Source organism: Starkeya sp. ORNL1 (genome assembly GCF_012971745.1).
Lineage (GTDB): Bacteria > Pseudomonadota > Alphaproteobacteria > Rhizobiales > Xanthobacteraceae > Ancylobacter.
Genome location: NZ_CP048834.1, coordinates 471,790 through 496,434 on the forward strand (window position 1 = coordinate 471,790; position 24,645 = coordinate 496,434).

Consider the following 24,645-nt stretch of genomic DNA (forward strand, 5'->3'; position numbering starts at 1 on the left):
CGTGCTTGGCGCGGCTGGAGACGTGGCCGAGAGGCTGAAGGCACTCGTTTGCTAAATGAGCAGACCCCCAAAAGGGTCTCGAGGGTTCGAATCCCTCCGTCTCCGCCATTCTTTTTTTGTCAATGAAATCAATAGTTTAGATCGCCGCTTGCACACTCTTCCGGGAGAAAGTACGGGAGAATGCGCGATCATGGCTGGGGAATGGTGCGCAGAATCAAATCGGAGCGCGCTTGTCGGTGCCTGACGACGCTCTTCGCCCTTGGGCGTCACGCATTCTGGTACGGCGAATTTCCCACAAGCGCATGACGACATATGTCGAGGTAATTTCCTCGACATATGTCGTCATGCGGATGGGCTGCGTGACGGCAAGCTGGATGCCGGCGAACAGGTTTTTCAGGACCGGCTGCAACGCCAGGCCGACGACAACGACAGCGGCGCCGGCCGAGGCAAGGAGGCTCACGCCATACTGGCGCACACCCTCGAACGACATCAGCGCGGCGGAAATCGCGAGAGTCACGATGATGGTCACCACATTCGCGGCGGCGCCGAGCGCCAGAACCATCAACGCGAGCCGGGTGGGACCTTCTGTCCGTGAGACCAGCGAGCGCCAGAACAGGTCCATGCCGCCGACGATCCGGGTGACGATGCGAAAGGCGAGTGCGTGGACCCACCGTGCCAAGACAATCGCACCCACGAAGAGCACCAGGCTCACGGACCAATCTGTCGCCCATCCGCACCTCATTCGCAGGGAATTCGCGGGCTAACCACCCGATGAGCGATGCGTTCCGGGAGAATTGCTTCGCAGGTGGGCCGGGGAGGGAACTCCTGTGTCCTCTTTCTCCTTCATGTGAGGTGTTCGTTCAGGAGCGCGTCAGATGGCCTTCCGACGTCCGTACCGGCTGGATCTGGGGCGGCTTATGCTTGCCGGCACAGCGGCGTGGATCGCGATCGTCCTGCGCATGTCCCGGTCTGAGACGACCGACGCGCAAAGTCCGTTGCGCGTTGGTCGCGGGGGCTCCGGCGGGACGTCGCTTGAGGTCGATCGTGGGCGCTTGGCCACCACACCGGCAGCCATCGGGGCAGGAGGTTGGAGTGACATCTTGCGGCGCACCTATAGCGAATCGATCGAGGATCGCCTGCCCACCGTCGCCGCCGGCATAACGTTCTTCGGCCTGCTCGCGCTGTTTCCGGCAGTCACCGCCATTGTCTCGCTTTATGGCCTGTTCACAGATCCCGCGACGGTGCGCGATCATCTGTTCGCGCTTTCCTTCATGCTGCCGGCCGGCGCGTTCCAGATCGTCGAGGACCAGATCTCCCGCATTGTCACGCAAGGCAGCGAAGCCCTGACCGTCAAGCTGTTGATCGGCCTCGGCATCGCGTTGTGGGGCGCGAACGCCGGCATGAAAGCTCTGATCGACGGGCTGAACGTCGCCTACGAGGAAACCGAAAAGCGCGGCTTCGTGATGCTCAACGCACTGTCCCTCGCGCTGACGCTGGCGGCATTGACCGTGGTGATGCTTGCCATGTTCACGGTGACGGTCGCGCCGGCCGCCATTGCCACGCTCAAGCTCTCGGACACGATGATAGTGCTGGTTCGTGCGCTGCGCTGGGTCGTGATGGCGGCTGTACTCATGATCGGACTGTCCGTCCTGTATCGCTTCGGCCCAAGCCGGGAGAATGCGAAGTGGCGATGGGTGACCTGGGGCAGTGCGGTTGCTTCCGTACTCTGGATCATGGTGTCGGTCGGCCTTTCGGCGTACCTCTCGAACTTCGCCGACTACAACGCGACCTATGGCTCTCTCGGCGCAGCGATTGCCCTGATGATGTGGATCTGGCTCTCATCCTGCGCTGTCCTATTTGGCGCCGAACTCAACGCCGAGATGGAGCACCAGACCGCAATCGATACGACCACGGGGCCGGACCTTCCGATGGGACTGCGCGGTGCCACGATGGCCGACACGCTCGGACAGTAGGTCGTCACCTAGTTGCTGAGCTCGCGGTGAGCCATTGCCACTGTTCGTCGCCGCCGACCAACGTGAGGCTGAATTGGTGGCCGAGGTCGACGAACCAAATCGCTCGTCGCGGCATTCACTAGTGGCCACGCCCTTGGTTTGGCGAATTCATCTTCCGAACGGCGTTGAAGCTCGATGCAAACCACCCCTACCGTCCCGTTGATCGCGTGTCTCTTCGCACTGTGCAGCGGACCCGTTCACGCACTCACAGCCGACGAGGTGAACCAGGCTTCCGTCACTGAGCGCAGGCCCACCAGCCAGCCAGATCCTGCCGTCGTAAAGGCGCAAGTTCTGTTGAGCCGCCGCAGTATTTCGCCAGGGGAAATCGATGGCGTCGATGGGGAGAATTATCGCAAAGCCATCGCTCAATTCCGCCGCCAGGAAAACCTCGGCGAAGGCGAAAAGGTGGACGAGCGCACCTGGCGCGCGCTAGGCGCGGACACGGCCAGCAACATTACGACGGAGTACATCCTTTCGGAGAGAGACGTCTCGTCCCGCTTCGTCCGCAGAATCCCCCGCGATTATGCCAAACAGGCCGCGTTGAAGCGGCTCTCCTATACCGGCGCGCCCGAGATGTTCGCTGAGCGCTTTCATATGAGCGAGGCGCTGCTGAGGGCACTTAACCCCCACGCGGATTTCCGAACGGCCGGAGAACGGATCAGCGTCGTCTCAGTCAATCGACAACCGTTTGAGGCACCCGTCGAGCGGATTGAAGCAGTGAAGAAGACAGGGATGCTTGTCGTCTTTGGCCCGGGTGACGCGATTCTCGCAAGCTATCCCGCCACGATTGGCAGCGGCGATACGCCTTCGCCCGAAGGCGAATATCGGATTGAACGCATCGTACGCAATCCGACCTACCACTACGATCCCGAGAAGAACTTCCAGCAAGGTAGCAACAAGAGGAAGCTGACGTTGCCGCCAGGACCGAACAATCCAGTAGGCACGGTCTGGATCGCGCTGTCTAAACCAACCTTCGGCATTCATGGAACGCCCGAGCCCTCTCAAGTGAGCAAGACAACATCTCACGGCTGTGTCCGCTTGACGAACTGGGACGCGCAGGAATTGGCCGGGATGGTCAAGCCGGGGCTAGCAGTGCGCTTCGTGGATTAGCTTAGCAAAGCGCCGCGGCGGCGCAGCAGCCCCTTCGAGCGGAACGTCCCCCGCCCGAGTGAGTTGAGATCCGTCACACTGCGGAGGATCGCCGAGATGGGCAATTGGGAAGATAGGGTTCGCTTAAAAGCATTCCACATTTGGCTCGATGAGGGGCAACCTCACGGTCAAGCCGAACGACACTGGCACATGGCCCGCCATTCCATTCAAGATGAGTCCCCTAATGACGACCTGCGCTCTACTGGAGATTCCAGCGAAGTGGTCGGCACCGAAACTTCACCTACGACCGAACAACCTTCACTTGGGGACCCGGTCACCGCCGCGCGAGCAAAGGTTGCTTCGGGTACGAACTAAAGGGCGAGCCGATCACTCGCGCTTCTGACCGGCCCGGAAAATGTTAGTTCCGGCGCCGGTCCCACAGCAATAAATCGCGATCGTTCACTGGCGACAAATCATGCGAGGTTCCTGATAGTGGGCTCTCGCGCCCATTGCCGCGTGCTCGCCGCCTTCAGGAAGGCGTCATGGCCTTTGCTGATATCAGCCACCCCGGCATCCGGTACGACACCGGCCTTATCCAGCAGTGGCTGGCCCTCCGGCGTATGTCCCATCGCCTTGAGGTGACCAAAGGCATCGCGGCAGAAATCCACGGCGGCAGCCTCCTTGAGAAGCTGTTCGCAGCCGTCTTTCGACACGATCAGCGCTACGGCGTCGAACAGCACGGATGGCGCGCCGGCGAGCTGCATGTCAGCTTTCAACAACTTACCATTCTTGAGAGTGACGCCGCCGACCTTGGGAGCGATGAGCTTCGCTGTCGCACCAGCCGCCTCGACGGAAGACACGGTTTTCGCGACTACAGCGCCGTCGGCACCATCAGTGACGAGGATTCCAACGGCCCGCCCCGCCAGGGTGTCGGGGTATTTGCCCACGATGCGCAGGGCCGGCGAAGCGTCCATGTCCCGCGGTTCGGCCGCGGGTGAAGAGGCTGACGGCAGCTCGACACTCAGTCCCGCGGCGACACGGCTCGCAAGTGTCTCGTCGACATTGCGGAGGTTCGCCAGTACGCGGGCGCGGATGTGGTCGAGTGCTACCTTGGACAGCTCGAAGACGATCGCGCTCGCAAGGTGTGCCTGTTCGATTTCGGTCTGCGACCGATAAAACAGCCGCGCGTGGCTGTAATGGTCGGCAAACGTCTCCGACCGCAGCCGTACCTTGGTGTCGCCGAGGGGGACGGCGAAGCTGCGGAAGCCACCTTTGGGATCTTCGCGTGGGCCGCCGGCTTCTCCGGTGTCCGCCAGGCTGTTCGGCTCGTAATTCGCCCTGCCGGAGAAGGCCTCAGTCTGCATGTGGCCGTCGCGCTGGAAGTTCTGGAAGGGGCACCCCTTCGCGCGATTGACCGGAATCTGGTGGAAGTTCACGGTGCCGAGGCGCGACAGCTGGGTGTCCTGATAGGAGAATAGCCGCCCCTGCAGCAGCGGATCTTCGGAAACGTCGATACCCGGCGGGATGTTCGTGGGCAGGAACGCCACCTGCTCGGTCTCGGCGAAAAAATTGTCCGGGTTGCGATCCAGCACCATGCGGCCGATCACCCGGATCGGCACCAGTTCCTCCGGGATCACCTTGGTGGCGTCGAGGATATCGAAGGGAAGGGCGTCGGCTTGCTTCTGGCTGAGAAGCTGCACGCCAAACTCCCACTCCGGAAAGTTTCCGGCAGCGATGGCGTCGTATAGATCGCGGCGGTGGTAGTCCGGATCGGCGCCGGCAATCTTCACCGCCTCGTCCCAGCAGGTCGATTGCGTGCCGAGCTTGGGGCGCCAGTGGAATTTTACGAAGGTCGCCTCGCCCTTGTCGTTCAACAGCCGGAAGGTATTGACGCCAAAACCTTCGATCATCCGCAGCGAGCGCGGTATCGCCCGGTCCGACATGACCCACATAATCATGTGGGTCGACTCCGGCATTAGCCCGACAAAGTCCCAGAATGTGTCATGTGCGCTCGCCGCCTGCGGATACCCGCGGTCAGCCTCCATCTTCACCGAATGGATGAGGTCCGGGAATTTGATCGCGTCCTGAATGAAGAAAACCGGGATATTGTTTCCGACCAGATCCCAATTACCCTCCTTGCTGTAGAATTTCACCGCGAAGCCACGAACATCGCGCGGCGTATCAACCGAGCCTGCACCACCGGCAACGGTCGAGAAGCGCACGAACACTTCTGTCCTGGCGCCGACCTCGGTGAGGATCCGAGCGCGACTGAATTTGGCGAGCGAATCCGTGAGCTCGAAATAACCATGGGCGCCGGAGCCGCGCGCGTGGACGATCCTCTCCGGGATACGCTCATGATCGAAGTGCTGGATTTTTTCCCGCAGGACGAAATCCTCGAGAAGCGTCGGGCCGCGCCGTCCGCCCCTGAGCGAGTTCTGATTGTCGCTCACCGGGACGCCGTGATTGGTCGTCAGTCGCTCCTCAGCAGTCGATGAGGCTTGGTGCACTTCGCCTCCAGTCCCGATAATCGAGGCGCCCTTCTTGGTGGCGGATTTCTTGGTGGTCGGGGATGTCTTGCGATCGGCCATGGTCGGTCCCTCGGGAAGCTGCGAGCGCGGCGGCTTGCGTCGTTTGAGTCCTGACCTAAGTGCTGCCGGCGGCCGATGTTCCCGCGATGATTGCGGCCGCGGCGGCGAGGTTCGCGGTGGCCGCTCGCTGCGGCGACGGAACATACGTCGCTGGTTTCCGTTAGGGCCTCGCTCTTCTGCAGATGGAGCCCGATGTCGGCGCCGCGTTGCCGACGCCCGACGCGCTGTCATCTTTTCCGCATTCGACCGCCGAGCGAACATGTTTCACCCTGACACCACCGTCCAAAGCGACCTGCGCGGCGGCTGTCCGCCCTGGCTGAGCGGTTTCAAGAGACCGGTACGCCGTGAGCTCGAGCATAGTCTGGCGTGCGATGTGCTCGTGGTCGGCGCGGGAATTACCGGCGCGCTCATGGCTGAGCATCTTTCGAGGCTCGGTCGAGAGGTGATCCTGATCGACCGGGAGCGGGCCGGCTTCGGCAGCACCGCCGCGAGCACCGCCATGCTGCAATGGGAAATCGACTGCCCGCTCAGCGAACTCACGGGGTATTATGGCTTTGAGCGGGCGGCGAATATCTACCGGCGCAGCCTTCAGGCAGTGTCCGGCCTGAAAACGCTCGCAGAGGAGCTGCAGCCGAGCGGCTTTCGGCAACGCCGTTCGCTGTACCTGACGGGCGGGGACACCGGGGCAGCTGAACTCCACGCCGAGCACGTGCTGCGCGAACGAGCAGGGCTGCCGGGAGTGTACCTCGACTACCTGACGCTGAAGCGCGAGTTCGGCTTTGATCGCGAGGCGGCAATTGTTTCCCCTGGCTCGGCGGACGCCGACCCGCTTCTGCTGGCGCATGCGCTGATCAATTCGGCACTCGCCCAGGGGGCCGTTTTGTATGACGCCGAAGCAGCCAGCTACGCCAGTTTCGGACACGGCGTATTGGTGCGGATGGACAATGGCCTGGAAGTTCAGGCGAAGCATGTCGTGCTTGCCACCGGTTACGTCATGCCGGAGTTCATGAAGACCGACCTTCACAAGACAGCGTCGAGCTGGGCGATTGCCACCCCGCCGCAGACGCGGCCCGATGCGCTTTGGCGCGACGGAGCTTTGATTTGGGAAGCATCGGAGGATTATTTGTATGCGCGTACGACGGCAGATAACCGCATCATCATTGGCGGTGAGGACGAGGACGACATTGTTGATCCTGACGAACGCGACGTCCTGATGCCGGCAAAGCGCGACGCGCTGCTTCGCAAACTCAAGCTGCTGCGCCCTGCCGCCGCCGCTGACGCGGCATTCATCTGGTCTGGCGCCTTTGGACAAACTGACGATGGGTTGCCGCTAATTGGCGAGGTGCCCGACCAGCCCAATCTGTTTGCCGCCTATGGCTATGGGGGCAATGGCATCACATTCAGCTATCTCGCTTCACGGATCATCGGAGAGATGCTCGCCGGCCGTCACGAGCCTTGGTACGACGACTTCGCTATCGATCGTCCCCCGCCAGTGGCGTAAGCACGCGCCGGCGATGCCTGCCGCGGTCAGTTCTGCTCTTCCCGAAGTACGCTGATATCTTATCTAACTAATTGCAGTGACACGGCAATTTTACTCTCCCACTTGGGACGGCCGACCGGCGATGTCGTTGTCATTTGCAACGCCCGCAGCGTGCGGGTCCAGGAGATCAGAATGCGGAATACCCTTCTTGCGCTCGGTCGGCGGCCGGCAGCGAGACGATATAATGTCCTGAACCTTCAGGTGCGAGGCGGCGGCAAGGCTGCCGTCTCATGGAGGCAATTCGCGTTCAACGTCCTGAAGAACGTCTCGGCGTCAGAGCAGGAGCGGGGTATAAGCAACGTCGTCGTTTGGCAGGTCGACGTCGTCGCCCCCCTCTCTCGCCCCCCTCTCTCGCCTTTCAGCTGGAACCAGTAACGCGGCATTCGAGCGCTCCGCTGCCTGATTGAGAAACTCCTTTCACAGGCCGTCGTTCCTTGATCGAAATGACATGGCAATCAGAGTTTTTCTCTGAGATGCAGATAGGTTGGATCAAAGTCTCCGACCTCAGCCAGCGCGGCGGGTTTGAGGGCCGTCAGGCGTCTACCGCGCAACTGTATCAGGCCATCGGCGCGCATATCTCTCAGTACGCGGCTCATGTGGACAGCGGATAGACCCAAGGCATCGGCAAGTTCAGTTTGGGTGGTGGGCAGGTCACAACTCGTGCCATCCGAAAGGCCGACCGCCTTGAGGCGGGTCAGTAGCTCGCACATCAGATGCGCTGTTCGGCTCAAGGCAGATCTTTGACCGACGTTAGCAATCCATTCCCTGTACATGGCAGCATCGATCAATGTCGACCGCCAGAATGCGAGCGCTAGACGAGGATTCTCCAGGCACAATGTTTTGATGGCCGAATGTTGTATATACGCGACCTTGCAGTGAGTGAATGAAGTGAGCGTCATGTCCATTATTTCCAAGTGGACACTTTGCAGGTCGGGGATGTCGCCGGCGACATAAATCGAGGTTATTTGCCTGCGATCCTCGGCAATATGCTTTGAGGTGAACAAATATCCTTCTAGCAGCAAACATGAGCGGGTCGGGCGATCTCCCTCCCTCACGACGTCTTGTTGCGGCGCAAGACTCGCAAGGGTGAATGGTAGCTTCCCAAGCGCAGCTTTCTCCCCGTCTTCGAGGTCGTTGGTGCTGACCATTCTCCGAACGAGGGTACCCAACCCGGCAGCCGACATAAAAAGAGTTCCTCCGGTGCAGATGCCCGCCGCGCAGCTTATCGCGCTCGCCGCGAGCGGTCATGGCATGGTTTGCATAGGCGGTGATACAAGCTGGGGCGTCGATGGCGCCTATCAAATGATGCGGCGGCGCTCGATCGTGTCGGTCTGAGGCTCGCGACGTCTCCGGCTGCTGGAGCGGGTGCTCGCCGCTGTTGCGTGCCGTCCGGTCCACCCACCAATCAAATGCTTATGGTGGTCGCCGCGGCGCCAAGAGGGATCCACCGCCGACGGTCGAACCCATCGCGGTACAGCCGACGCTGCTCTGACGTCTTGTCGGCCTTTGATAGTGCGTCGATCAAGCTGGCTGGGCCAGCTATTTCGCATAGAGCGACGTTTCAACAGCGCCTATCGTAACCTCAAGATCAGCAATCTTGCGGAGTACATTGTCGGAAGGGATTATGCCAACATCAGCCGCGGACACGATGAGTTCGCGCTGAGCCTGAAGCAGACGGTCGCGAAGGGCGGCCAGTTTCTTTTGCGTTGCGTGGTCTGGAGGGGTTGCCATGGCCAGCCAGCTTATCGCGATGCGCGCCTGCGTCGATATGCAATTGCTCAGAAATTAGAAATATCCCCATGATACCCGAGGAAAGTTCGTGCACCGAACGATCATCGGTCCATGCGATACCGCTGCGATGCGGGGCGCGATTGGCATCGCGCCCGCTGCTCTCCTTGGGCGTTTCCTCCCTAGACTTGGGCCGCTCCGCTTGCGTGAGCGGACCCTTTCTTTCCTGGAGCGCGGCAGATTAGTTGGGCCAACATTGCTTCAGGCCGCGGCCGAGGTGATAGCCGGGAGGACATTCAAGAACCGGCGGCATCGGAGATACTCGCGGGCCGGGTACATAGCCTGGAGGAATTTCCTCGGCAGGTGCCCAGCCGTTTGGCCAACACCGCTGGCCGCCACGGCCGAGATGATAGCCTGGGCCACAAGGCCAATCCACCTTTGAAGTAATTGTAGGCAGGGCCGGCGGATGGAGCGGTGGAATGGCGACCGCGGGACCGGCAGCGAGCGTCAGTCCGAAGAGCAGGCACGCCGTCAGCTTTATGGTTCGTGGCATTCGTTCATTTCCCATCCTGGAACCCATGCCCGCCAGCGTGCAATCCAATTTCCTCAACTGCAATAGAAATGCTCTTAGCGTAGCCTTGTCGTCCGGACCTCCACGCTTGCTATGCGAGCGCCCTTATCATCCTCCACCTCGATGACCACGGACGAGTTCGGCGGCAACTTTCCGCTTTCGTCCCGCAGTACCTCACCCGTCCAGGTCACGAGTTCGGACCAAGCCGCGTCGTCGTCTTTCAGCACTACGTTGTGGCCGTGCAGTTCCCCGGAGATGGTGAACGTGTAGTGGGGCATAGTCCCTCCGAACTGCGGCGGGAACCGCTATCGAATCTCGTCGCTCACCTTCGCGAGCCGGGCCGCACGTAGCAGGGCGGTGCGGGCGGCGTGTTCATCGAGACGCGCTCGCTCCTCGGCCTTCACAGTGTCGGTCGCCTCTGCGAGTGTTGTGCGAGCGATTGGATTGGGATTTGCCCGGCGCGGCTCCTTGAAGGGACTCACCATGGGTGCTGCTCCGCGTTGGTGCTGTCACATCCGTTATCATTAGCGCCATCGTGAGCCCGTACACCGTCAAATGACGTATTACTGCGCGGAGAAAGGAGCATTGTGGCAACCTTGTTCCTCGCGCGGAGGGTTTCGATTGGAAGTCCTGGTCTGCGTGGTTTGCGGTAAGCCGCTGCGCTTCGAGGCCGATACTACGTCCGCAATCGAACCGCCCTTCGATGAGCCCATCCTGTGTCCCTACGCCGGACACGATGCCGGATCGCGCAATACAACCGGCTTTTGGCGCAGCTTCACGATGAGCCCAAACGAACAGGCCGAGTGGCTTGCCGTGGCAGAGAGCGGGCCCGCACCTCCTTAGAGCGTTGAACCCATCCGCCGCATGGGCGTTGAGTTGGCCGTGGCTGGAGTGGGAAGCACCCGATGTTCAAAACGCTCTTCAAGATTTCTATGCTGGCGTTTGAAAGCCAAAATGTAATCGCGCTCCGGATGATCAAACTGGCGCAAGGCGGCGCAGCTGGCACCGCGGAAGCGCAAAAAATGTGGTCGGAAAAGGCGGAGGCGGCAATGCGGCTCGGCCCGGCGTTCCTGGCGGGCGGGTCCATTGACAAAATGATTGATGACTATCGCGTCATCGTTCGAGCGAACCATTCGCGTCTCGGTGGTCGGCGCAGGCGGCGATAGGCCTACAATTTCGCGGTGCCTTTATGCTTGCGGCAAAGGAGGCAAGGTTGCTTGCCTATGCGTGACGGTCTCGCGCTGGAGCACTGGGGGCCGCCAAACCTAGAGAGCGCGGGATGCATTGCCCTTCATCAGTATCGGGCCGGTAGGGCGCCCGGTCGGCGACCCGCCTGCGGGTTCCAGCGTGACCTCGAATAGTTGGTCCTGAGATGTTGCCGGCAGCCCCCCGACATTCAGTTCCAGACTCCGCATCGCTTCAAGAAGGCCAACTGATACGGGGCCGCGCGCTCTATCCCAGAGGGTCCAGACCTGGAGCGACTTGCCTTCCGGTGCTGCCAGAGATTCGAGGGGCACCAGCTCGGTGCGGCCATCCGAAAAAGCGTTGACGACGGCCGCCGGCGTCCGCTGGTCAGAGAGGAGGACTGCCACCATGACCGGGGTGCGCGCTATGTCTCGCATGAGGCCGATACCGATGGTGGCAATCACGGTAGCGGCCGCGGCTGCGCCGAAGGCCGCGGTCCGCCAGACCGGCAGGCTTTGCCAAACTCGCGACCAACTGCTGTTCGTCGCCGATACGCGCGCATCTGGCGTAGCCATTTGTCGCGTATTCCGTGTCGAGGCTTCGATGCGCCTCCATAGTCCCGAGCTTGGCGCCTGCACCTCGGCAGTCAGGTCCAGTTCGGCAAACCGTGCACGCCATCCGGCCACGCGCGAGGCAAAGTCTCTGTCCGCATGGGCCATCGCATCACAGCGTTCCGTCTCGGCGAGGTCTGTAAGTCCGAGCGCGTATTCTGCGGCCAGCGCCTCCTTTTCCACTTCGTTCATGCCATGCACTCCCGGAGCGCGAGCAGGCTCCGTCGTATCCAGGATTTTGCCGTTCCAAGCGGGACACCCATGCGACCCGCGATTTCGCCGTGGCTAAGTCCTCGCGCATAGACCAGAACGACGGCCTGGCGACGAAGCGGGTCCAGGCGATCCAGGCAGCGTCGCAGTGCCCCAGCCTCGGAGAGGGCCGCAACTATCGCCTCCGCATTGGGGGCGTCGCTCGCGAGTGCCATGGGCTCGAAGTCTTCGACCAGGTCGGTACGCCCTTCTCCCCTCAGTACGTTAAGCGCGCGATTCCGGAGGATTGCAAAAATCCATGCCGTGGGTTCACCCCGGGCCGGATCGAACGTCGGCGCCTTCTCCCAGATCCGGACGAAGGTGTCGTGGACGACCTCCTCCGCAAGTTCCTTGCGTCTGAGCAGTCGCATGGCAACGCCGACCATGCGCGGGGCAAGCTGCTCATATATCAGGTGCAAGGACGCCCGGTCCCCGTGTGCGCAGCCTTCCAGGGCGCGGCGCAGTTCGTTTCGCTGATCGACGGGTGACTGGAGCACAGGATCTATCGGGCCACGTTTCGAGTATCTGCTCCAGACTACACGCGAGCTTCCGTAGCGGATGCGCCAACGAAAAAATTCTCGCGGGCTGCATCCACGGGATCTTCTGGCGGGTATCCGCTCCGTCCGACCGATAAACTCGGTCTCAAAAGGAGTTCGCAGATGAGAAGCTCGATAGCGGCCTTGGCGTTCGCCGGCATGCTCACCGCATCATCCGCCGCACAGGCGCAATCCGTGATTGCCCTGCTCGACGACAACATGGTCGTGGTCGTCGACGCCAAGACGCTCAAGGCCGGCAAGCCGATGAAGGTGTCCGGCGTGGAGGGCACGCTGATCGGTATCGATGTCCGCCCGATGGATGGCCTGCTCTACGGCCTGACGGACGACGGCACGGTCGTGACCATCGACGCCACGAATGCCAAGGCGACGAAGAAGTCGAAGCTCGACGCCATGCTTCCGGCGGGCGTTGCGGCTACCGTCGATTTCAATCCTGTCGCCGATCGCCTTCGGGTCATTGGCAGCGACGGCACCAACCTTCGCGCCAATGTTGATGACGGCAAGGTGACCAAGGACGGCGCGCTGAAGTTTGCCGAGACCGACATGCACAAGGGCGAAGCGCCGAACATCGTCGCTGGTGCCTATACCAACTCGGTCAAGGGTGCCAAGGAGACGGCGCTCTACGATGTCGACGCCACGATCGGTGCCCTCATCAAGCAGGCGCCGCCGAATGACGGCGTGCTCAGCGCGGTCGGAAAGTTCGGCGTTAAGGCCGATGCCTATGCCTTCGACATCGTCGCCGTTGATGCGGGTGCGAGCGAAGGCTGGTTGATGGCCGGCGACACGCTCCACAAGGTCGATCTCGCCACCGGCAAAGCCACTCCCGTCGGCAAAGTCGGGGGCATATCCGGCCGCGTACGCGACATCGCGTCTGTACCTGTCATGTGAGATTGCTGGGTGTTCGATAGCCCGAAAGTCATCAGCCTGAGAGAGAGCGCCGCCGATTGCTGCGAAGAATCCGAGGCAATCTAGCAAGATGGCCGGGCAACCTAGTCGGCCAGGGTTGCTCACCGTCACCGTGAAACGGGAACCCTTTCCGCTGAAACTACTGGCGCGAACTTCTCCGGAAAGGGGCAAAGCCGATTTACCGGACCGGCTGATGAAAAGGCTTGTCTCGGCCACGTCCGAGACAAGCGCCTTGACGCGCTCGGCGTCCAATGGGCGTCCGATGGACCCAACGCGCCGTCTCGCCTTGAATTGCCCACGACAGACATGAAACCGGTGCGGGCACACTGATTTTGCAAGCCGCATCTCGCCGCGAAGATCGAGTTCGCGCCTGGACCCATGATCGGAAGCTTCGGCATTAGAGGCATTCGCCAGCGTCCCTCAAGAGGCTGCCCGATGCAGCAGGCTGATGGACTGCGACCGGATCTTGCGCATGTCGTCAGTCGGTCGCCTTCATCACCGAGACGACTTTACCGGTCTTGGTTTCGATGACCACTCGGCGGTTATTTACCACCGTGTAGGTGTAGGCGTCGGACTGGGTTGGGAGAGTATGCAGCTCGGCAGCATCTGGGACGCCGGGGCCAGCGAGGACTTCACGTTCTATCGTCGCCGATGGTTGCACTTCACCTGACCCTACTTCAGACGGTGTCGTTACAATGGCGGCCTGTGAAAAAGCCGAAGACGGAGCGGTAACAACGCCAGCCACAAGGGCAGCATACAGAAGTTTGTACATTAGAATCTCCATGAGTAGACATCTGATTGACAATTGTTATTGACAAATAACGTTCCACTTTTTCTAATTATTTACTAAGTGCGCATGAACTGGGCACACGTTCGACACACCGCCCGAGCCAAGTTTGGGTTCGGTTTATGGCAACGAATGAGCCGTCCCATTGTTTCATCAGGGGAAGGGCGCGACGCCTTGATGCGTGCGGCGCTTCAGCGGCCGCTGCCAGATCGCCTGCTGAAGGTCGTTGCGTGCGCGGCGCGAAGCAGGATTCGCCGCCAAAGACTGCAGACGCTGCAGAACCGCTCGATTGACTGCCGTGGTGAGCGCGGTCGTCGAAGCGCACATGCGCTTCGAAGAGAGAGGGGAGGGATGATACTTGGTCGAGACTGCCTCTGGCTTAACTCTGGTATGCTACTCCCAACGCCACAATCGGCAGGGCCGGAGCATGAAGAGTTTCATACGAATTGTGTTCGCGGTCGGTGCTTTCGCTCTGATGGTGATCGCCGCGGGGCTGATGCTTTACGCTTTTTATGGCGCTATACGCGACGGCTTCGGCGGTGGGCGATCCGTAGATGATATCCTCCTGGACACCGTCGGTTACCTTATCGTGGCTATTGCACTGTTCGACGTCGCCAAATATTTCTTCGAGGAGGAAGTGCCGGCGGAGAGGGAGAAACGCACACCTGCCGATGCGCGGCGTGGCCTGACCAAATTCGTCTCCACCATCATCGTCGCGGTTTTTCTGGAAGCGCTGGTGCTGATCTTCAAGCTGGTCCGCGATGACGTCGGCCAACTGATATATCCGGCTCTTCTGGTCGGCGTGGCCTGTGCGACAATGATCTCGCTTGGCATCTTCCAGCGCTTGAGCGCTACCGTGGAACGCGAGGTCGGCGCGAAGGATCGCGCGGCGGAACTTAACGAGACCTAAGCCTGCCGACCAGGATGGATATGCGTGGCGTACAGTGTCTTGCACGGATGAAGTCGGCATCGGGTGGTCCCGTCTGCCGACCTCAGTGAGCCTGAGAATCAGGCGTTTCGGCTGACCTCTCAGTGCCGACGCAGCTCGCTGCACACATAGCCTGCGAGGAAGCCGATTGCACCGACCAGGAACAAAGACGGGATCGGGTCTACAGTGCGTGTGACCGCGACATTGCCACGCGTATAGGCTTGGCCCGTACGTTCCGACACATCGTCGACGGTCGCCTTTACAGCGTCGACGCCTTCTGATGCCTTGGCTCTTAACGCCTCCACACTGTCCGACGCCTTGCCCTGTAGCGTCTCCGACGCCTTGCCCAGCGAGTTCGCGGCCTGCCCGAAAAGGCCGTTGGCCGAGCGGGGGCCATTGTTCCCGATATCACTCATAGCATCCTCCTTGGTGCCGACCGATACGTTCGGCGGGGAGACAAGCGATGGAAAGGGCCATAGTTCCAGAAGCGTGGTCTCGCACAGGCGGCAATATCTAGCCGATTGAGAGCCCTTCGCGCGCTGCATCCTCCTCGTACCTGTTCGCGATGCTATCCAGTTCCTTGAGCCAACCCTCGCGGCGCTTTATCCAGATCTCATATGTCGGCGCCCAGAGATTGGTCTCGTCGAACAGACCGAGGTGAAGTTCGAGCGCGGCCGAAACATCGTCCGTGCCATAGATGCGAGAGCCGCAGGACCGGCAGAAGTGCCGCCTGTAACCCCTGCCATTGTCGTACACGCCCAGTGTACCCGCAGTGAGTTCGGAGCCGTCTGCGTCCGTGATCGAAACGCTTTCGGGCGGGAACACAACGAAGGCCGCGAACGCCGCAGCGTGCGCCTTCCGGCAATCGAGGCAATGGCAGAGACCAACCCTCAGTGGCTGGCCGGTGGTGCGTAGTATGATAGCGCCGCAGACACAGCCGCCACGATGGATCGCGTCAATCTTGTCACTGTCCATGTGCGTCCCTCCACAATTCCAGAGGGTAACAACCCTGGCCGGAGGAGGTTCACGCCCGCGTCCGAACGACTGGCAATCAAACCGAGGCCTACACGATTGCCGGTGAGGCGCAGGCTGCTGCGTCTCGCTACTAGTAAAACATTCGTTGGAAACAGGAACATTGCCGCCGGTGAGAGGTTGCTCGCTCAACTCTCCTGGATCGACTGGATTTTTCGATGATCGAAAGTACCAACATCAACGCGCCCAATGCTGATCCGCCTAGTTCGCCTGCCCCTGTCGTGCAGGCACAGGCTCAGCAGCAACAACAGTCGACCACTCGGACCGACCCTCCGATGCCTGGAGCCAAGGTCTGGCATCGCATGCAGTCGGGCTGCTGACCAGTGCCGTACCCACCGTCGCGACTGGCAAGACCATCATCGTGCCCGCACGCGGCCGCGCTCCCAAGGTCTGATTGACCACCTTAGCCGATGCCGTGGCTTACCTGAACGAGACCATGCCCGACGCTTGGCCAGAGGAGCTTTTGCAGTAGGCGCTGACGAGCATGGCCGTGGCACTGGACAGCAAGCTCCCTGGGGATATCAGGACGGGGACCGCCTTTATCGACGAGTATCTGAAGACGTCCGGCCGGTTCGAAAGGCAGCTCGACTAGTTTCTGTGCCGGCTTGAGGCAAAGCTCTATACATTTGGTCTGGCTCGGGAACTTGCGACGCCCCTCCGGGGTTCCGGTGACGCCAATGTCAAACATTTTGTCGCCTGACCCGAAACGGCCATCCACACGCCCCCTCAGCGGCGACACGACCTCGATGCAGGAGTTGAGCATCGTAGAGGTCGCCGCTGCGCTCGTGACGGCCGCCATCATTCTGGGTGTGCTCTACTACGGGCGCGACGTTCTCCTGCCGCTCGCCATCGCATTTCTCATTACTTTCGCGCTCAACCCTCCTGTCACCTGGCTCGGTCGCCTGGGCCTGCCGAGGGTCGTTTCGACGAGCGTCGTCATGGTGACCCTGGTATGCGCTCTCGCCGGAATGGCAGTCGTTCTGGGGGCGCAGGTCCGATCGCTCGCGGTTGATCTGCCGAACTATCAGTCGACCATGCTGACAAAGCTGGCGGATCTGCGCGAGAGCCTGAAAACGCCAGGAATTTTCGACGGCGCGTTCAAAACCGCCGAGCGCGTCTTGAAGGAGGTCGATTCGAAGGACACCAGCCCCGCGGATGGCCCCGCGCCACAGCGTGTCGAAATCATACCTACGCAGCAGACACCCTTCGAGCAGATACTTAGCTGGCTTACGCGATCCGCCGAGCCGCTGGCAACCGCCGGCATCGTCTTCTTCCTGGTGTTCCTCGCGCTACTGGACCGTCGAAGTATTCGCGACCGCTTCCTGCGCCTGCTCGGCGGCAACTTTCATCGGTCGACTGACGCGATGCAGGAGGCGGGCGCGCGTATCAGCCGATATCTGCTGATGCAGTTGCTCGTAAACTTCAGCTACGGCGTTCCAATGGCCCTGGGCTTGTGGATCATCGGCGTGCCGGGGGCGCTGTTATGGGGAGCGGTCGGCGCAGTCATGCGCTTTATCCCGTATGTGGGTCCGCTGATCGCCTCGATTTTTCCGCTCGCGCTTGCATTTGCGGTGGACAGCGGCTGGAGCATGCTGCTTTGGACGCTCGCACTCATCATTGTTCTCGAGGCGCTCATCAACAATGTCGTTGAGCCGCTTCTCTATGGCTCGAGCACCGGATTGTCGGCGCTCTCGCTGATCGTCTCTGCGATATTGTGGACGGCACTGTGGGGGCCGGTCGGCTTGATCCTGTCGACCCCGCTGACGGTGTGCTTATTGGTGCTTGGCCGAAACCTGCCGCAGCTCCAATTCCTCGAGACGCTTCTTGGTTCGGCGCCTGCGCTTGATGTGCCAACGCGCGTTTATCAGCGACTCATCGCAAACGATGCGGACGAAGCGATCGACGTTGCGAATACCGAAATCGAAAAAACGTCACTTGTCTCGTTTTATGACAGTGTCGGCATTGAGGTGCTTCGGTTGGCGAGCGAGGAGCATTTCCGCAATGCAAGCGCAGAGCACCGCCTACGCCTGGCAAGCGGTATGGACACATTGCTGGACGATCTCAGGGATCAATATCCTCCTGGATTGAACCTGGATGCGACGCCAGTGGTTCTGTGTCTGGGCGGAAAATGGGAGATCGATACAATGGGCGGCGAAATGCTGGCCCATGCACTAGCCGTTGAGGGGATCGCCGCAACATCCTTGCCGGCAGCGACCCTCACGGCCGACTACCTGGCCAAGCTGGACTTGCAGGGCGCGAACATCGTTTGCCTCAGCTACTTTACTCCCCGCCCGGGCATAGCTGCGCGTCATGTGTGCCAGCGTCTGCGGCGGCGATGGCCGAAGCTGCGTATTGTCCTGGCGCTCTGGAACGCATCGCCGGAGATATTGGCCACTGAGGCACTTGAAACGCTTCGGGCCGATGCAGTCGTGACCTCAATAGAAGAGGCGGTTCGGCGCATTCATCGCATCGTCAATCCGGGGGAGGCAAGCGCATCACAAAAAGCTGCGGCTCCGGACAATGACGCAAAGCGGGTGGACGCTTTGAACGCCACCGGCGTTCTGGAAGGCCATAAACGGGAAGCACTGGACGCACTCGCCAAGCGAGCAGCGGACGTTTTCAATACCGAAGTCGCGGTCATATCGACCATACATCAAGATCACGAATACTTCGTTGGGCAAAGTGGTAAGCTGCCAAACGCGATCACTGACGATACTGGCGCCCTGCTGCCCATGACGCGTGACGATGCGATCTGCAACTATGTTGTGGCAAGCGACCAAACTCTTGTAGTGGCCGACATGGAGCGCGACCCGCGGTTCGCTGACAATGAAACGATCAAGCGGTGGGACGTGCGGTTCTACGCGGGAGCGGCGTTGCGCACGGCCGACGGCCTGGTATTTGGAGCGCTCTGCATTCTCGATTCCGAGCCACGGACTTTGGCGGAGAACGAGGTCAGGCTGCTTGAAACCATGGCGGCGGACGTGGTGTCGACCATAACGGACACGGATGTGGCGACGCAGCCGCCGGAGAATCCAGCGTTGGCTCTTTCGTCCGCCACCGTCGGACAGAAGGTGCCGGAGCGATAGATCGTCCTGCCCACTTCGAGCGACCTCAATGTTGCCGATCGCGTTTGAGAAACGCGTGGGCCAAACGGCATTGCAAATGGTCAAGTTGGCGCCGTCCGCCACGGAACTGCGAACCGGACAGCGAGTTACATAGGCATGCAGTAGGGGGACACCATGCAAGACGCGCAGATTGGTTGGATCGCCGCCATCATCATTGGTGGCCTCGCCGGTTGGATCGCTTCCGGGCTCATGAAGAGCGACACCGGCATCTTCATGAACATCGTGCTCGGCATCATCGGCGCTGCCATCGCAAGCTTTATCTTCAGCTTCATGGGTGTCGGCTTCGGCGGCTGGATCGGTTATCTGGTGGCCGGCATCATCGGTGCCTGCATCCTGATTTGGGGCGCCCGTGCGGTTCGAAGCTGACGGGCCGTGAAGATAGCGACCTTCAACGTCAACGGCGTCAATGGGCGGCTTCCGGTGCTGCTGCGATGGCTCGCAGAAGCTGCGCCGGATGTTGCCTGCTTGCAGGAGCTGAAGTCGCCTGACGAGAAGTTTCCGATCGGCGCCATCCGGGAGGCCGGCTATGGCGCTATCTGGCACGGCCAGAAGAGCTGGAATGGGGTCGCCATCCTGGCGCGCGGCGCCGATCCGATCGAAACCCGGCGCGGCCTTCCCGGCGATCGTGACGATCTCCAAAGTCGCTATATCGAGGCGGCAATCGACGGCATCCTGATCGGCTGCCTCTATCTGCCAAACGGCAATCCCGCGCCAGGTCCGAAGTTCGACTACAAGCTGCGCTGGTTCGAGCGCCTGACGAAATATGCGGCCAAGATGCTCGCACTCGACGTGCCGTTTGTGCTTGCCGGCGACTTCAACGTCATGCCGACCGAGCTTGACGTCTACAAGCCGGAGCGCTGGATCGACGACGCGCTGTTCCGACCGGAGGTCCGCGCTGCCTACCGTGGCTTGCTCGCCCAGGGCTGGACCGACGCCTTGCGGACCATGCATCCGGATGAGCGCATCTACACATTCTGGGATTACTTCCGGAATGCATGGGGCAGGGATGCCGGGCTGCGCATCGACCACATCCTGCTGAGCTCGGAACTCGCGCCACGTCTCGCCGCGGCGGAGGTCGACCGTGAGGTCCGGGGCTATGAGAAGGCGAGCGACCATGCACCGGTCTGGGTGAGGCTGTCGAAGACCTCACGAGCACGCCGCAAATGAGCATCTTCGCTGCCAATGCCCTGGAGCTGGCACCTCGCCTGATCGGGACGAAGCTCCTGGTCGACGGCGTCGGCGGGACCATCGTGGAGACGGAGGCCTATCGTCCGGATGATCCGGCCTCGCACAGCTTCCGCGGCCTCACCAAGACCAACACGGCCCTGTTCGGGCCCCTTGGCCATGCGTACGTCTACCGGTCCCATGGCCTGCACTGGTGCTTCAATGTCGTCGCGGAACAGCACGGCGGGGTGCTGGTGCGTGCTCTGGCGCCGGAATTCGGCATCGACCAGATGATCGCTCGGCGGGGAGTCATGACCGGCCTGTGCAGCGGGCCTGGTCGCCTCACGCAGGCGCTGGGCATCAACGCCTCCCACGATGGTCTTCCGCTCGACAAGCCGCCGTTCGAGTTTGTGGATAGGCTCGATGAGCCGGACATCATCAGCGGGCCGCGCATCGGCCTCACCAAGGCTGTGACTGAACCGTGGAGGTTCGGCTTGGCAGGCTCCCCTTACCTGAGCAAGCCCTTCAGCAAGCGACCGGCCTCGGTCGGCCCGGTGTGATCCTAACCTCTTGCCGAACCGCCGACGCGCTCTGCAATCGCTCGATCCTGTCGTCGACAAACCCCTCAGGTCGCCAATGCCTGTTCCAGATCTGCGATCAGGTCCTCGGCGTCTTCGATTCCGACGGACAAGCGCACCAGTGAGTCGGAGATGCCGATAGCTGCGCGCTGCTCGGCCGGAATGCTGCCATGGGTCATCAGCGCGGGGTGCTCGATGAGGCTTTCGACCCCGCCAAGGCTCTCGGCCAGCGTGAAGAGCCGGGTGTGTTCGAGGAAACGCTTGGTACCGGCAAGGTCGCGGTCAAGTTCCGCTGTGACCATGCCGCCGAAGGCATGCATCTGGCGCTTTGCAATGTCGTGTTGTGGATGGCTGGCAAGACCGGGATAAATGACGCGGCGCACGTCAGGACGGCGTTCCAGCCATTCCGCGATCTTCTGGCCATTCGACGAATGCCGCTCCATTCGTAGCGCTAGCGTCTTGAGGCCGCGCAGTGCCAGGAAGCTGTCGAACGGTCCGGAGATGGCCCCGACCGCGTTCTGCAGGAATTTCAGCCGGGCGGCGAGATCCGCATTATCGCCGACGATGGCACAGCCGCCGACCATATCGGAGTGGCCGTTGAGATATTTAGTCGTCGAATGGACGACGATGTCGATGCCGAGTTCGAGCGGCCGCTGCAGATAGGGGCTGCAGAACGTGTTGTCGACCACCGTGGTCAGGCCCCGTTCCTTGCCGAGCGCGGCGATGGCCGCGAGATCGACCACCTTCAGCAACGGGTTGGTCGGGGTCTCGATCCAGAGCATATTGGTATCGGGCCGGATCACCGCCTCAACCGCAGCGAGGTTGGTGAAGTCGGCGAAGCTGACCCGCAGATTGGCGGAGCGCTTGCGCACTCGCTCCAGCATCCTGAAGGTGCCGCCATAAATGTCGTCGGTAGCGATGATGTGCGCGCCGGCATCCAGCAGTTCGAACACCGTTGCGATCGCGGCAAGCCCCGACGCGAAGGCGAAGCCGGCCGTCCCGCTTTCCAGATCGGTCATCGCGCGCTCGAAGGCGAAGCGGGTCGGGTTCTGGCTGCGGGCATATTCAAAGCCCTTGTGCACGCCGGGACTTTGCTGGCCGTAGGTCGATGTCGCGTAGATCGGCACCATCACCGCGCCCGTCGTCGGGTCTTGGCTTTGGCCGCCATGAATGGTGCGCGTCGCGAAGGCGAGGCGGTTCTTTCCGGAAGCCGTCATTTGGCGCGCCTCAGATGGTTGATGAGATCGATGCGGGTGACGAGGCCGACAAATTCGTCGCCATCAAAGATGATGGCAACCTCGTTGCGTTCGAAGACGGGCAACAGTGCATCCAGCGTCTGGCTGGCCTGCAGCGTGTGGAGGTCGGATGTCATGGCCACACGTACCGGCGCGTTGAACCGATTCCAGCGGTCCCCCTCGGTTTCCTCGACCGTCGCGAGGATGTCGCTTTCGTCGATGATGCCGACCAGCCGGCCCTGTTCGAGCACCGGCAATTGCGAGATGTCGGCGCGCCGCATGCGCCCATAAGCGTTCAGCAGGCTGTCGTCGGGACCGACGACCACGGTCCCACCTTCCCGGTGCGAACGGGCGACGAGGTCGCTGAGGTTTCCATGTTGCTCGCGCTCGGACAGCCCCTGTTCGGCGAGCCAGAAATCGTCGAACACCTTCGACAGATATTTGTTGCCGCTGTCGCAGACGAAGGTCAGCACGCGCTTTAGCAGCGTCTGCTCGCGGCAGTAGGCGAGGGCGGCGGACAGCAGCGTGCCGGACGAGGAGCCGGCGAGAATTCCTTCCTTCGACAGAAGGTCGCGAACCGCCCGCATGCTTGCCTTGTCGGAAATCGAGTAGGCGTGCTTCACCAGTGACAAATCGCAATTGGGCGGCACGAAATCCTCGCCGATGCCTTCGACCGTCCAGCTTCCAGCCTCCGGCATCTTGCCGGTCCTGATCAGCGGAGCGAGCACCGAGCCGACCGGGTCGGCGAGCACCATCTCCGTTTTCGGGGACACGCGCGCGAGGTATCGGCCGAGCCCGGTCAGCGTGCCTCCCGAGCCGACGCCGACCACCACCGCGTCGACGTCGCCCTCCAACTGCCGCCAGATTTCGGGGCCGGTGGTGGTTTCGTGCGCCTGCGGATTGGCTGGATTGGCGAACTGATTGACATAGAAGGCGCCGGGAGTTTCCGCGGCGATTTTCTCGGCCATGTCCTGATAATATTCCGGATCGCCTTTGCCGACGTCGGAGCGGGTCAGCCGCACCTCCGCGCCGAGCGCCCGCAGATGCTGGATCTTTTCCCGGGACATCTTGTCGGGGACGACGAGGATGATGCGATAGCCCTTGGGAATGCCGACCTGCGCCAACCCAAGCCCGGTATTGCCCGCGGTCGCCTCGACGATGGTGCCCCCCGGCGCAAGCTGTCCATTGCTCTCGGCCGCGGTGATCATCGACACCGCGATGCGGTCCTTGATCGAGCCTCCAGGGTTCTGGCTTTCCAGCTTGCTGAACAGCCTGCAAGGGCCAGTATCGAACCTGGTCAACTCGATCACCGGCGTTTCACCGATCAGGTCGAGCACGGATGCATAGGGTGGCCGCAAACGATCGAACACGCGTTCGGCTTTTGGATCGATACGCGCACTCATCAAACGACCTCGTATGAGCCGACGGTACCAGCTGGGCATCCAATCGTTGAAATGGCGAATTCAGGCGGCAGGTCAAGTGGACAGGATCAAGCCGAAGCGATCGCGTTCTTCTGAAAATCCCCATGTCACATCGAGCGACGTGGACGTTCCCTCGCAGCGCGCCCGTGCGCAGGTTCAGAATTTCTCTACCCACGGCCGAAGTTCGATTTCCGACGCCCAGGCACTGCGGGGCTGGCGCAGCACGCTGAGATAGGTTTGCGCGATCGCGTCGGGATCGAGAGTGCTGTCCGGGTGTGCGTCCGGATCGGGGCGGTCAGGGCTGCGCACTGCGCCGTCGATGACGAAATGCGCAACATGAATGCCTTGGGGAGACAATTCGCGCGCCGCGCTTTGGGCCAGGCCGCGCAGGCCAAACTTGCCTATGGCGAAACTGGAAGAGAGCGCAAACCCTTTCACGCTGGCAGTGGCGCCGGTCAGCAGAATGGCGCCGTGCCTGTTCGGCAGCATGCGCCTCGCCGCCTGCTGCACCACCAGGAAGCCACCAAAGGCGGAGACGTCGATAGCTTTTCGAACCTCCTGCGGATCGAGATCGACGATGGCACCGCGCACGCGGGCGCTCGCATTGTAGAGGACGAGGTCGGGCGGGCCGAGCCTGGCGTCGATATCGGCGAACAACTGCGCGACGCTGTCGGGGGCTGCAGCGTCGACCGTGAAGACCCTCGCGCCGATTTCGGTGGCGAGCGCGTCCAGCTTGGCGACGTTGCGCGCGGCCAAGGCGACCCTGACCCCCGCGTCCGTGAGCGCTCGCGCGACAGCGGCGCTGATGCCGGGGCCGGCGCCGACAATGAGTGCGGTGGCGTAAGGAAAACGACTCATTGCTGAGGCTCCGCAGTATGGTGCCGACCGGCGGTATCGTCGGCTTTGGGTGTGAGTGGAGTATTACATCAAACCTCCGGTGGACGTCTTCAGACCGGCCGATGTGGCATCAGGACCGGCGTCGGCGCGGCGCGGCGCGGCGCAGCGCGGCGCAGGGGATATGCCTGGTAAGCCCTTGAAGAGCTAGAAGGCGGGCAGCTTCCCAATGAGAATGAAAATGGCAGTCGTGTCGCTCGCGCCCATGTCGGTCAGGCGAATATCCACTATCTCCCCCGTGTCGAGAACCAGAACCGCGCTGCCTTCGATCCGGGCCACGACCAGCGCCCAGCCTTCAGCCGCGAGAACGCCCTGCGTGACGGTCTGGCCCTGCTCCGGGCCGGACGTGTGGCGGTATATGGCAATGCGATAGGTGGCAACCGAGGAGCCAGCTTCCCGCGTGCTAAGCGATCCAGTGCCCGTAAGGGTGGCGAGATGTTGCATGCAG

22 protein-coding genes, 1 tRNA gene and 1 pseudogene are annotated in these 24,645 nt (G+C 61.5%); 11 read left to right on the forward strand and 13 right to left on the reverse strand.

Translation table 11 applies throughout. The annotated features are described in order from the left end of the window. The first annotated feature begins 16 nt into the window (after nt 1-16). Nucleotides 17-108 (forward strand) — tRNA-Ser (locus G3545_RS02250). Between the two features lie 172 nt (nt 109-280). Here G3545_RS02250 and G3545_RS02255 read toward each other — a convergent pair. After that, nucleotides 281-667, reverse strand: a pseudogene (locus tag G3545_RS02255) (hypothetical protein); the annotation flags it as partial. Nucleotides 668-875: 208 nt separating this feature from the next. On the opposite strand from G3545_RS02255, the gene G3545_RS02260 reads away from it, so the two are divergent. Beyond that, nucleotides 876-1,973 (forward strand): YihY/virulence factor BrkB family protein, encoded by a 1,098-nt coding sequence (locus G3545_RS02260; protein ID WP_170009453.1) that lies wholly within the window; start codon nt 876-878, stop codon nt 1,971-1,973. Between the two features lie 174 nt (nt 1,974-2,147). Continuing rightward, nucleotides 2,148-3,122 (forward strand): L,D-transpeptidase family protein, encoded by a 975-nt coding sequence (locus G3545_RS02265; protein WP_348644616.1) that lies wholly within the window; start codon nt 2,148-2,150, stop codon nt 3,120-3,122. 452 nt (nt 3,123-3,574) lie between these two features. Here G3545_RS02265 and G3545_RS02275 read toward each other — a convergent pair whose 3' ends face one another. After that, complete coding sequence (locus G3545_RS02275) at nt 3,575-5,689, reverse strand: catalase (RefSeq protein ID WP_170009459.1); 2,115 nt, start codon at nt 5,687-5,689, stop codon at nt 3,575-3,577. A gap of 259 nt (nt 5,690-5,948) precedes the next feature. Between G3545_RS02275 and G3545_RS02280 the strand changes: the two genes are divergently transcribed. Continuing rightward, nucleotides 5,949-7,190: an FAD-binding oxidoreductase gene (locus G3545_RS02280; protein ID WP_170009461.1), complete on the forward strand. Its 1,242-nt coding sequence runs from the start codon at nt 5,949-5,951 to the stop codon at nt 7,188-7,190. A gap of 494 nt (nt 7,191-7,684) precedes the next feature. Here the strand turns inward: G3545_RS02280 and G3545_RS02285 are convergent, their stop codons facing one another. Further along, complete coding sequence (locus tag G3545_RS02285; protein WP_246702656.1) at nt 7,685-8,377, reverse strand: Crp/Fnr family transcriptional regulator; 693 nt, start codon at nt 8,375-8,377, stop codon at nt 7,685-7,687. A gap of 1,207 nt (nt 8,378-9,584) precedes the next feature. Beyond that, on the reverse strand, nt 9,585-9,806 hold the full coding sequence (locus G3545_RS02290; protein WP_170009465.1) for a hypothetical protein: 222 nt from the start codon (nt 9,804-9,806) through the stop codon (nt 9,585-9,587). 627 nt (nt 9,807-10,433) lie between these two features. Here G3545_RS02290 and G3545_RS02295 point away from each other — a divergent pair. Beyond that, nucleotides 10,434-10,694, forward strand: coding sequence for a hypothetical protein (locus tag G3545_RS02295; RefSeq protein WP_170009467.1), 261 nt, complete (start codon nt 10,434-10,436; stop codon nt 10,692-10,694). Between the two features lie 99 nt (nt 10,695-10,793). Here G3545_RS02295 and G3545_RS02300 read toward each other — a convergent pair whose 3' ends face one another. Together G3545_RS02300 and G3545_RS02305 are read right to left on the reverse strand one after the other, a co-directional pair. Then, on the reverse strand, nt 10,794-11,516 hold the full coding sequence (locus tag G3545_RS02300; RefSeq protein WP_170009469.1) for an anti-sigma factor: 723 nt from the start codon (nt 11,514-11,516) through the stop codon (nt 10,794-10,796). After that, nucleotides 11,513-12,070: a sigma-70 family RNA polymerase sigma factor gene (locus G3545_RS02305; RefSeq protein ID WP_281411699.1), complete on the reverse strand. Its 558-nt coding sequence runs from the start codon at nt 12,068-12,070 to the stop codon at nt 11,513-11,515. Before G3545_RS02305 ends, G3545_RS02300 begins: the two co-directional genes overlap by 4 nt. A 183-nt stretch (nt 12,071-12,253) precedes the next feature. On the opposite strand from G3545_RS02305, the gene G3545_RS02310 reads away from it, so the two are divergent. Next, on the forward strand, nt 12,254-13,015 hold the full coding sequence (locus tag G3545_RS02310) for a DUF4394 domain-containing protein (protein WP_246702659.1): 762 nt from the start codon (nt 12,254-12,256) through the stop codon (nt 13,013-13,015). Nucleotides 13,016-13,511: 496 nt separating this feature from the next. Here G3545_RS02310 and G3545_RS02315 read toward each other — a convergent pair whose 3' ends face one another. After that, a complete protein-coding gene (locus G3545_RS02315; protein ID WP_170009473.1) occupies nt 13,512-13,805 on the reverse strand; it encodes a DUF1236 domain-containing protein in 294 nt (97 codons plus the stop codon). Nucleotides 13,806-14,247: 442 nt separating this feature from the next. On the opposite strand from G3545_RS02315, the gene G3545_RS02320 reads away from it, so the two are divergent. Continuing rightward, the gene (locus G3545_RS02320; RefSeq protein WP_170009475.1) at nt 14,248-14,730 is read left to right on the forward strand and encodes a GNAT family acetyltransferase; all 483 of its coding nucleotides are present in this window, start codon (nt 14,248-14,250) and stop codon (nt 14,728-14,730) included. A 119-nt stretch (nt 14,731-14,849) separates the two neighbouring features. Here the strand turns inward: G3545_RS02320 and G3545_RS02325 are convergent, their stop codons facing one another. Together G3545_RS02325 and G3545_RS02330 are read right to left on the reverse strand one after the other, a co-directional pair. After that, the gene (locus G3545_RS02325; RefSeq protein WP_170009477.1) at nt 14,850-15,164 is read right to left on the reverse strand and encodes a hypothetical protein; all 315 of its coding nucleotides are present in this window, start codon (nt 15,162-15,164) and stop codon (nt 14,850-14,852) included. Nucleotides 15,165-15,261: 97 nt separating this feature from the next. Then, nucleotides 15,262-15,723: a GFA family protein gene (locus G3545_RS02330; RefSeq protein WP_170009479.1), complete on the reverse strand. Its 462-nt coding sequence runs from the start codon at nt 15,721-15,723 to the stop codon at nt 15,262-15,264. 734 nt (nt 15,724-16,457) lie between these two features. Here G3545_RS02330 and G3545_RS02335 point away from each other — a divergent pair. The 4 genes from G3545_RS02335 to G3545_RS02350 all read left to right on the forward strand — a co-directional run bounded on the left by G3545_RS02335 (nt 16,458) and on the right by G3545_RS02350 (nt 20,629). Beyond that, a complete protein-coding gene (locus G3545_RS02335) occupies nt 16,458-18,866 on the forward strand; it encodes an AI-2E family transporter (RefSeq protein ID WP_170009481.1) in 2,409 nt (802 codons plus the stop codon). 153 nt (nt 18,867-19,019) lie between these two features. Beyond that, nucleotides 19,020-19,271 carry a GlsB/YeaQ/YmgE family stress response membrane protein gene (locus G3545_RS02340; RefSeq protein ID WP_170009483.1) on the forward strand — a complete coding sequence of 84 codons (252 nt, stop codon included), beginning with the start codon at nt 19,020-19,022 and terminating at the stop codon, nt 19,269-19,271. 6 nt (nt 19,272-19,277) lie between these two features. After that, entirely contained in the window at nt 19,278-20,072 is a 795-nt protein-coding gene (xth, locus tag G3545_RS02345) for an exodeoxyribonuclease III (RefSeq protein ID WP_170009485.1), read from the forward strand. Next, a complete protein-coding gene (locus G3545_RS02350) occupies nt 20,069-20,629 on the forward strand; it encodes a DNA-3-methyladenine glycosylase (protein WP_170009487.1) in 561 nt (186 codons plus the stop codon). Before xth ends, G3545_RS02350 begins: the two co-directional genes overlap by 4 nt. A 65-nt stretch (nt 20,630-20,694) precedes the next feature. Here G3545_RS02350 and G3545_RS02355 read toward each other — a convergent pair whose 3' ends face one another. The 4 genes from G3545_RS02355 to G3545_RS02370 form a co-directional block, all read right to left on the reverse strand. After that, a complete protein-coding gene (locus tag G3545_RS02355) occupies nt 20,695-21,864 on the reverse strand; it encodes a cystathionine gamma-synthase (RefSeq protein WP_170009489.1) in 1,170 nt (389 codons plus the stop codon). Continuing rightward, nucleotides 21,861-23,285 carry a pyridoxal-phosphate dependent enzyme gene (locus G3545_RS02360; protein WP_170009491.1) on the reverse strand — a complete coding sequence of 475 codons (1,425 nt, stop codon included), beginning with the start codon at nt 23,283-23,285 and terminating at the stop codon, nt 21,861-21,863. Before G3545_RS02360 ends, G3545_RS02355 begins: the two co-directional genes overlap by 4 nt. Before the next feature lie 174 nt (nt 23,286-23,459). Further along, on the reverse strand, nt 23,460-24,161 hold the full coding sequence (locus G3545_RS02365) for an SDR family NAD(P)-dependent oxidoreductase (protein WP_170009493.1): 702 nt from the start codon (nt 24,159-24,161) through the stop codon (nt 23,460-23,462). A gap of 183 nt (nt 24,162-24,344) precedes the next feature. Then, on the reverse strand, nt 24,345-24,641 hold the full coding sequence (locus G3545_RS02370) for a hypothetical protein (RefSeq protein WP_170009495.1): 297 nt from the start codon (nt 24,639-24,641) through the stop codon (nt 24,345-24,347). Nucleotides 24,642-24,645: the final 4 nt, after the last annotated feature.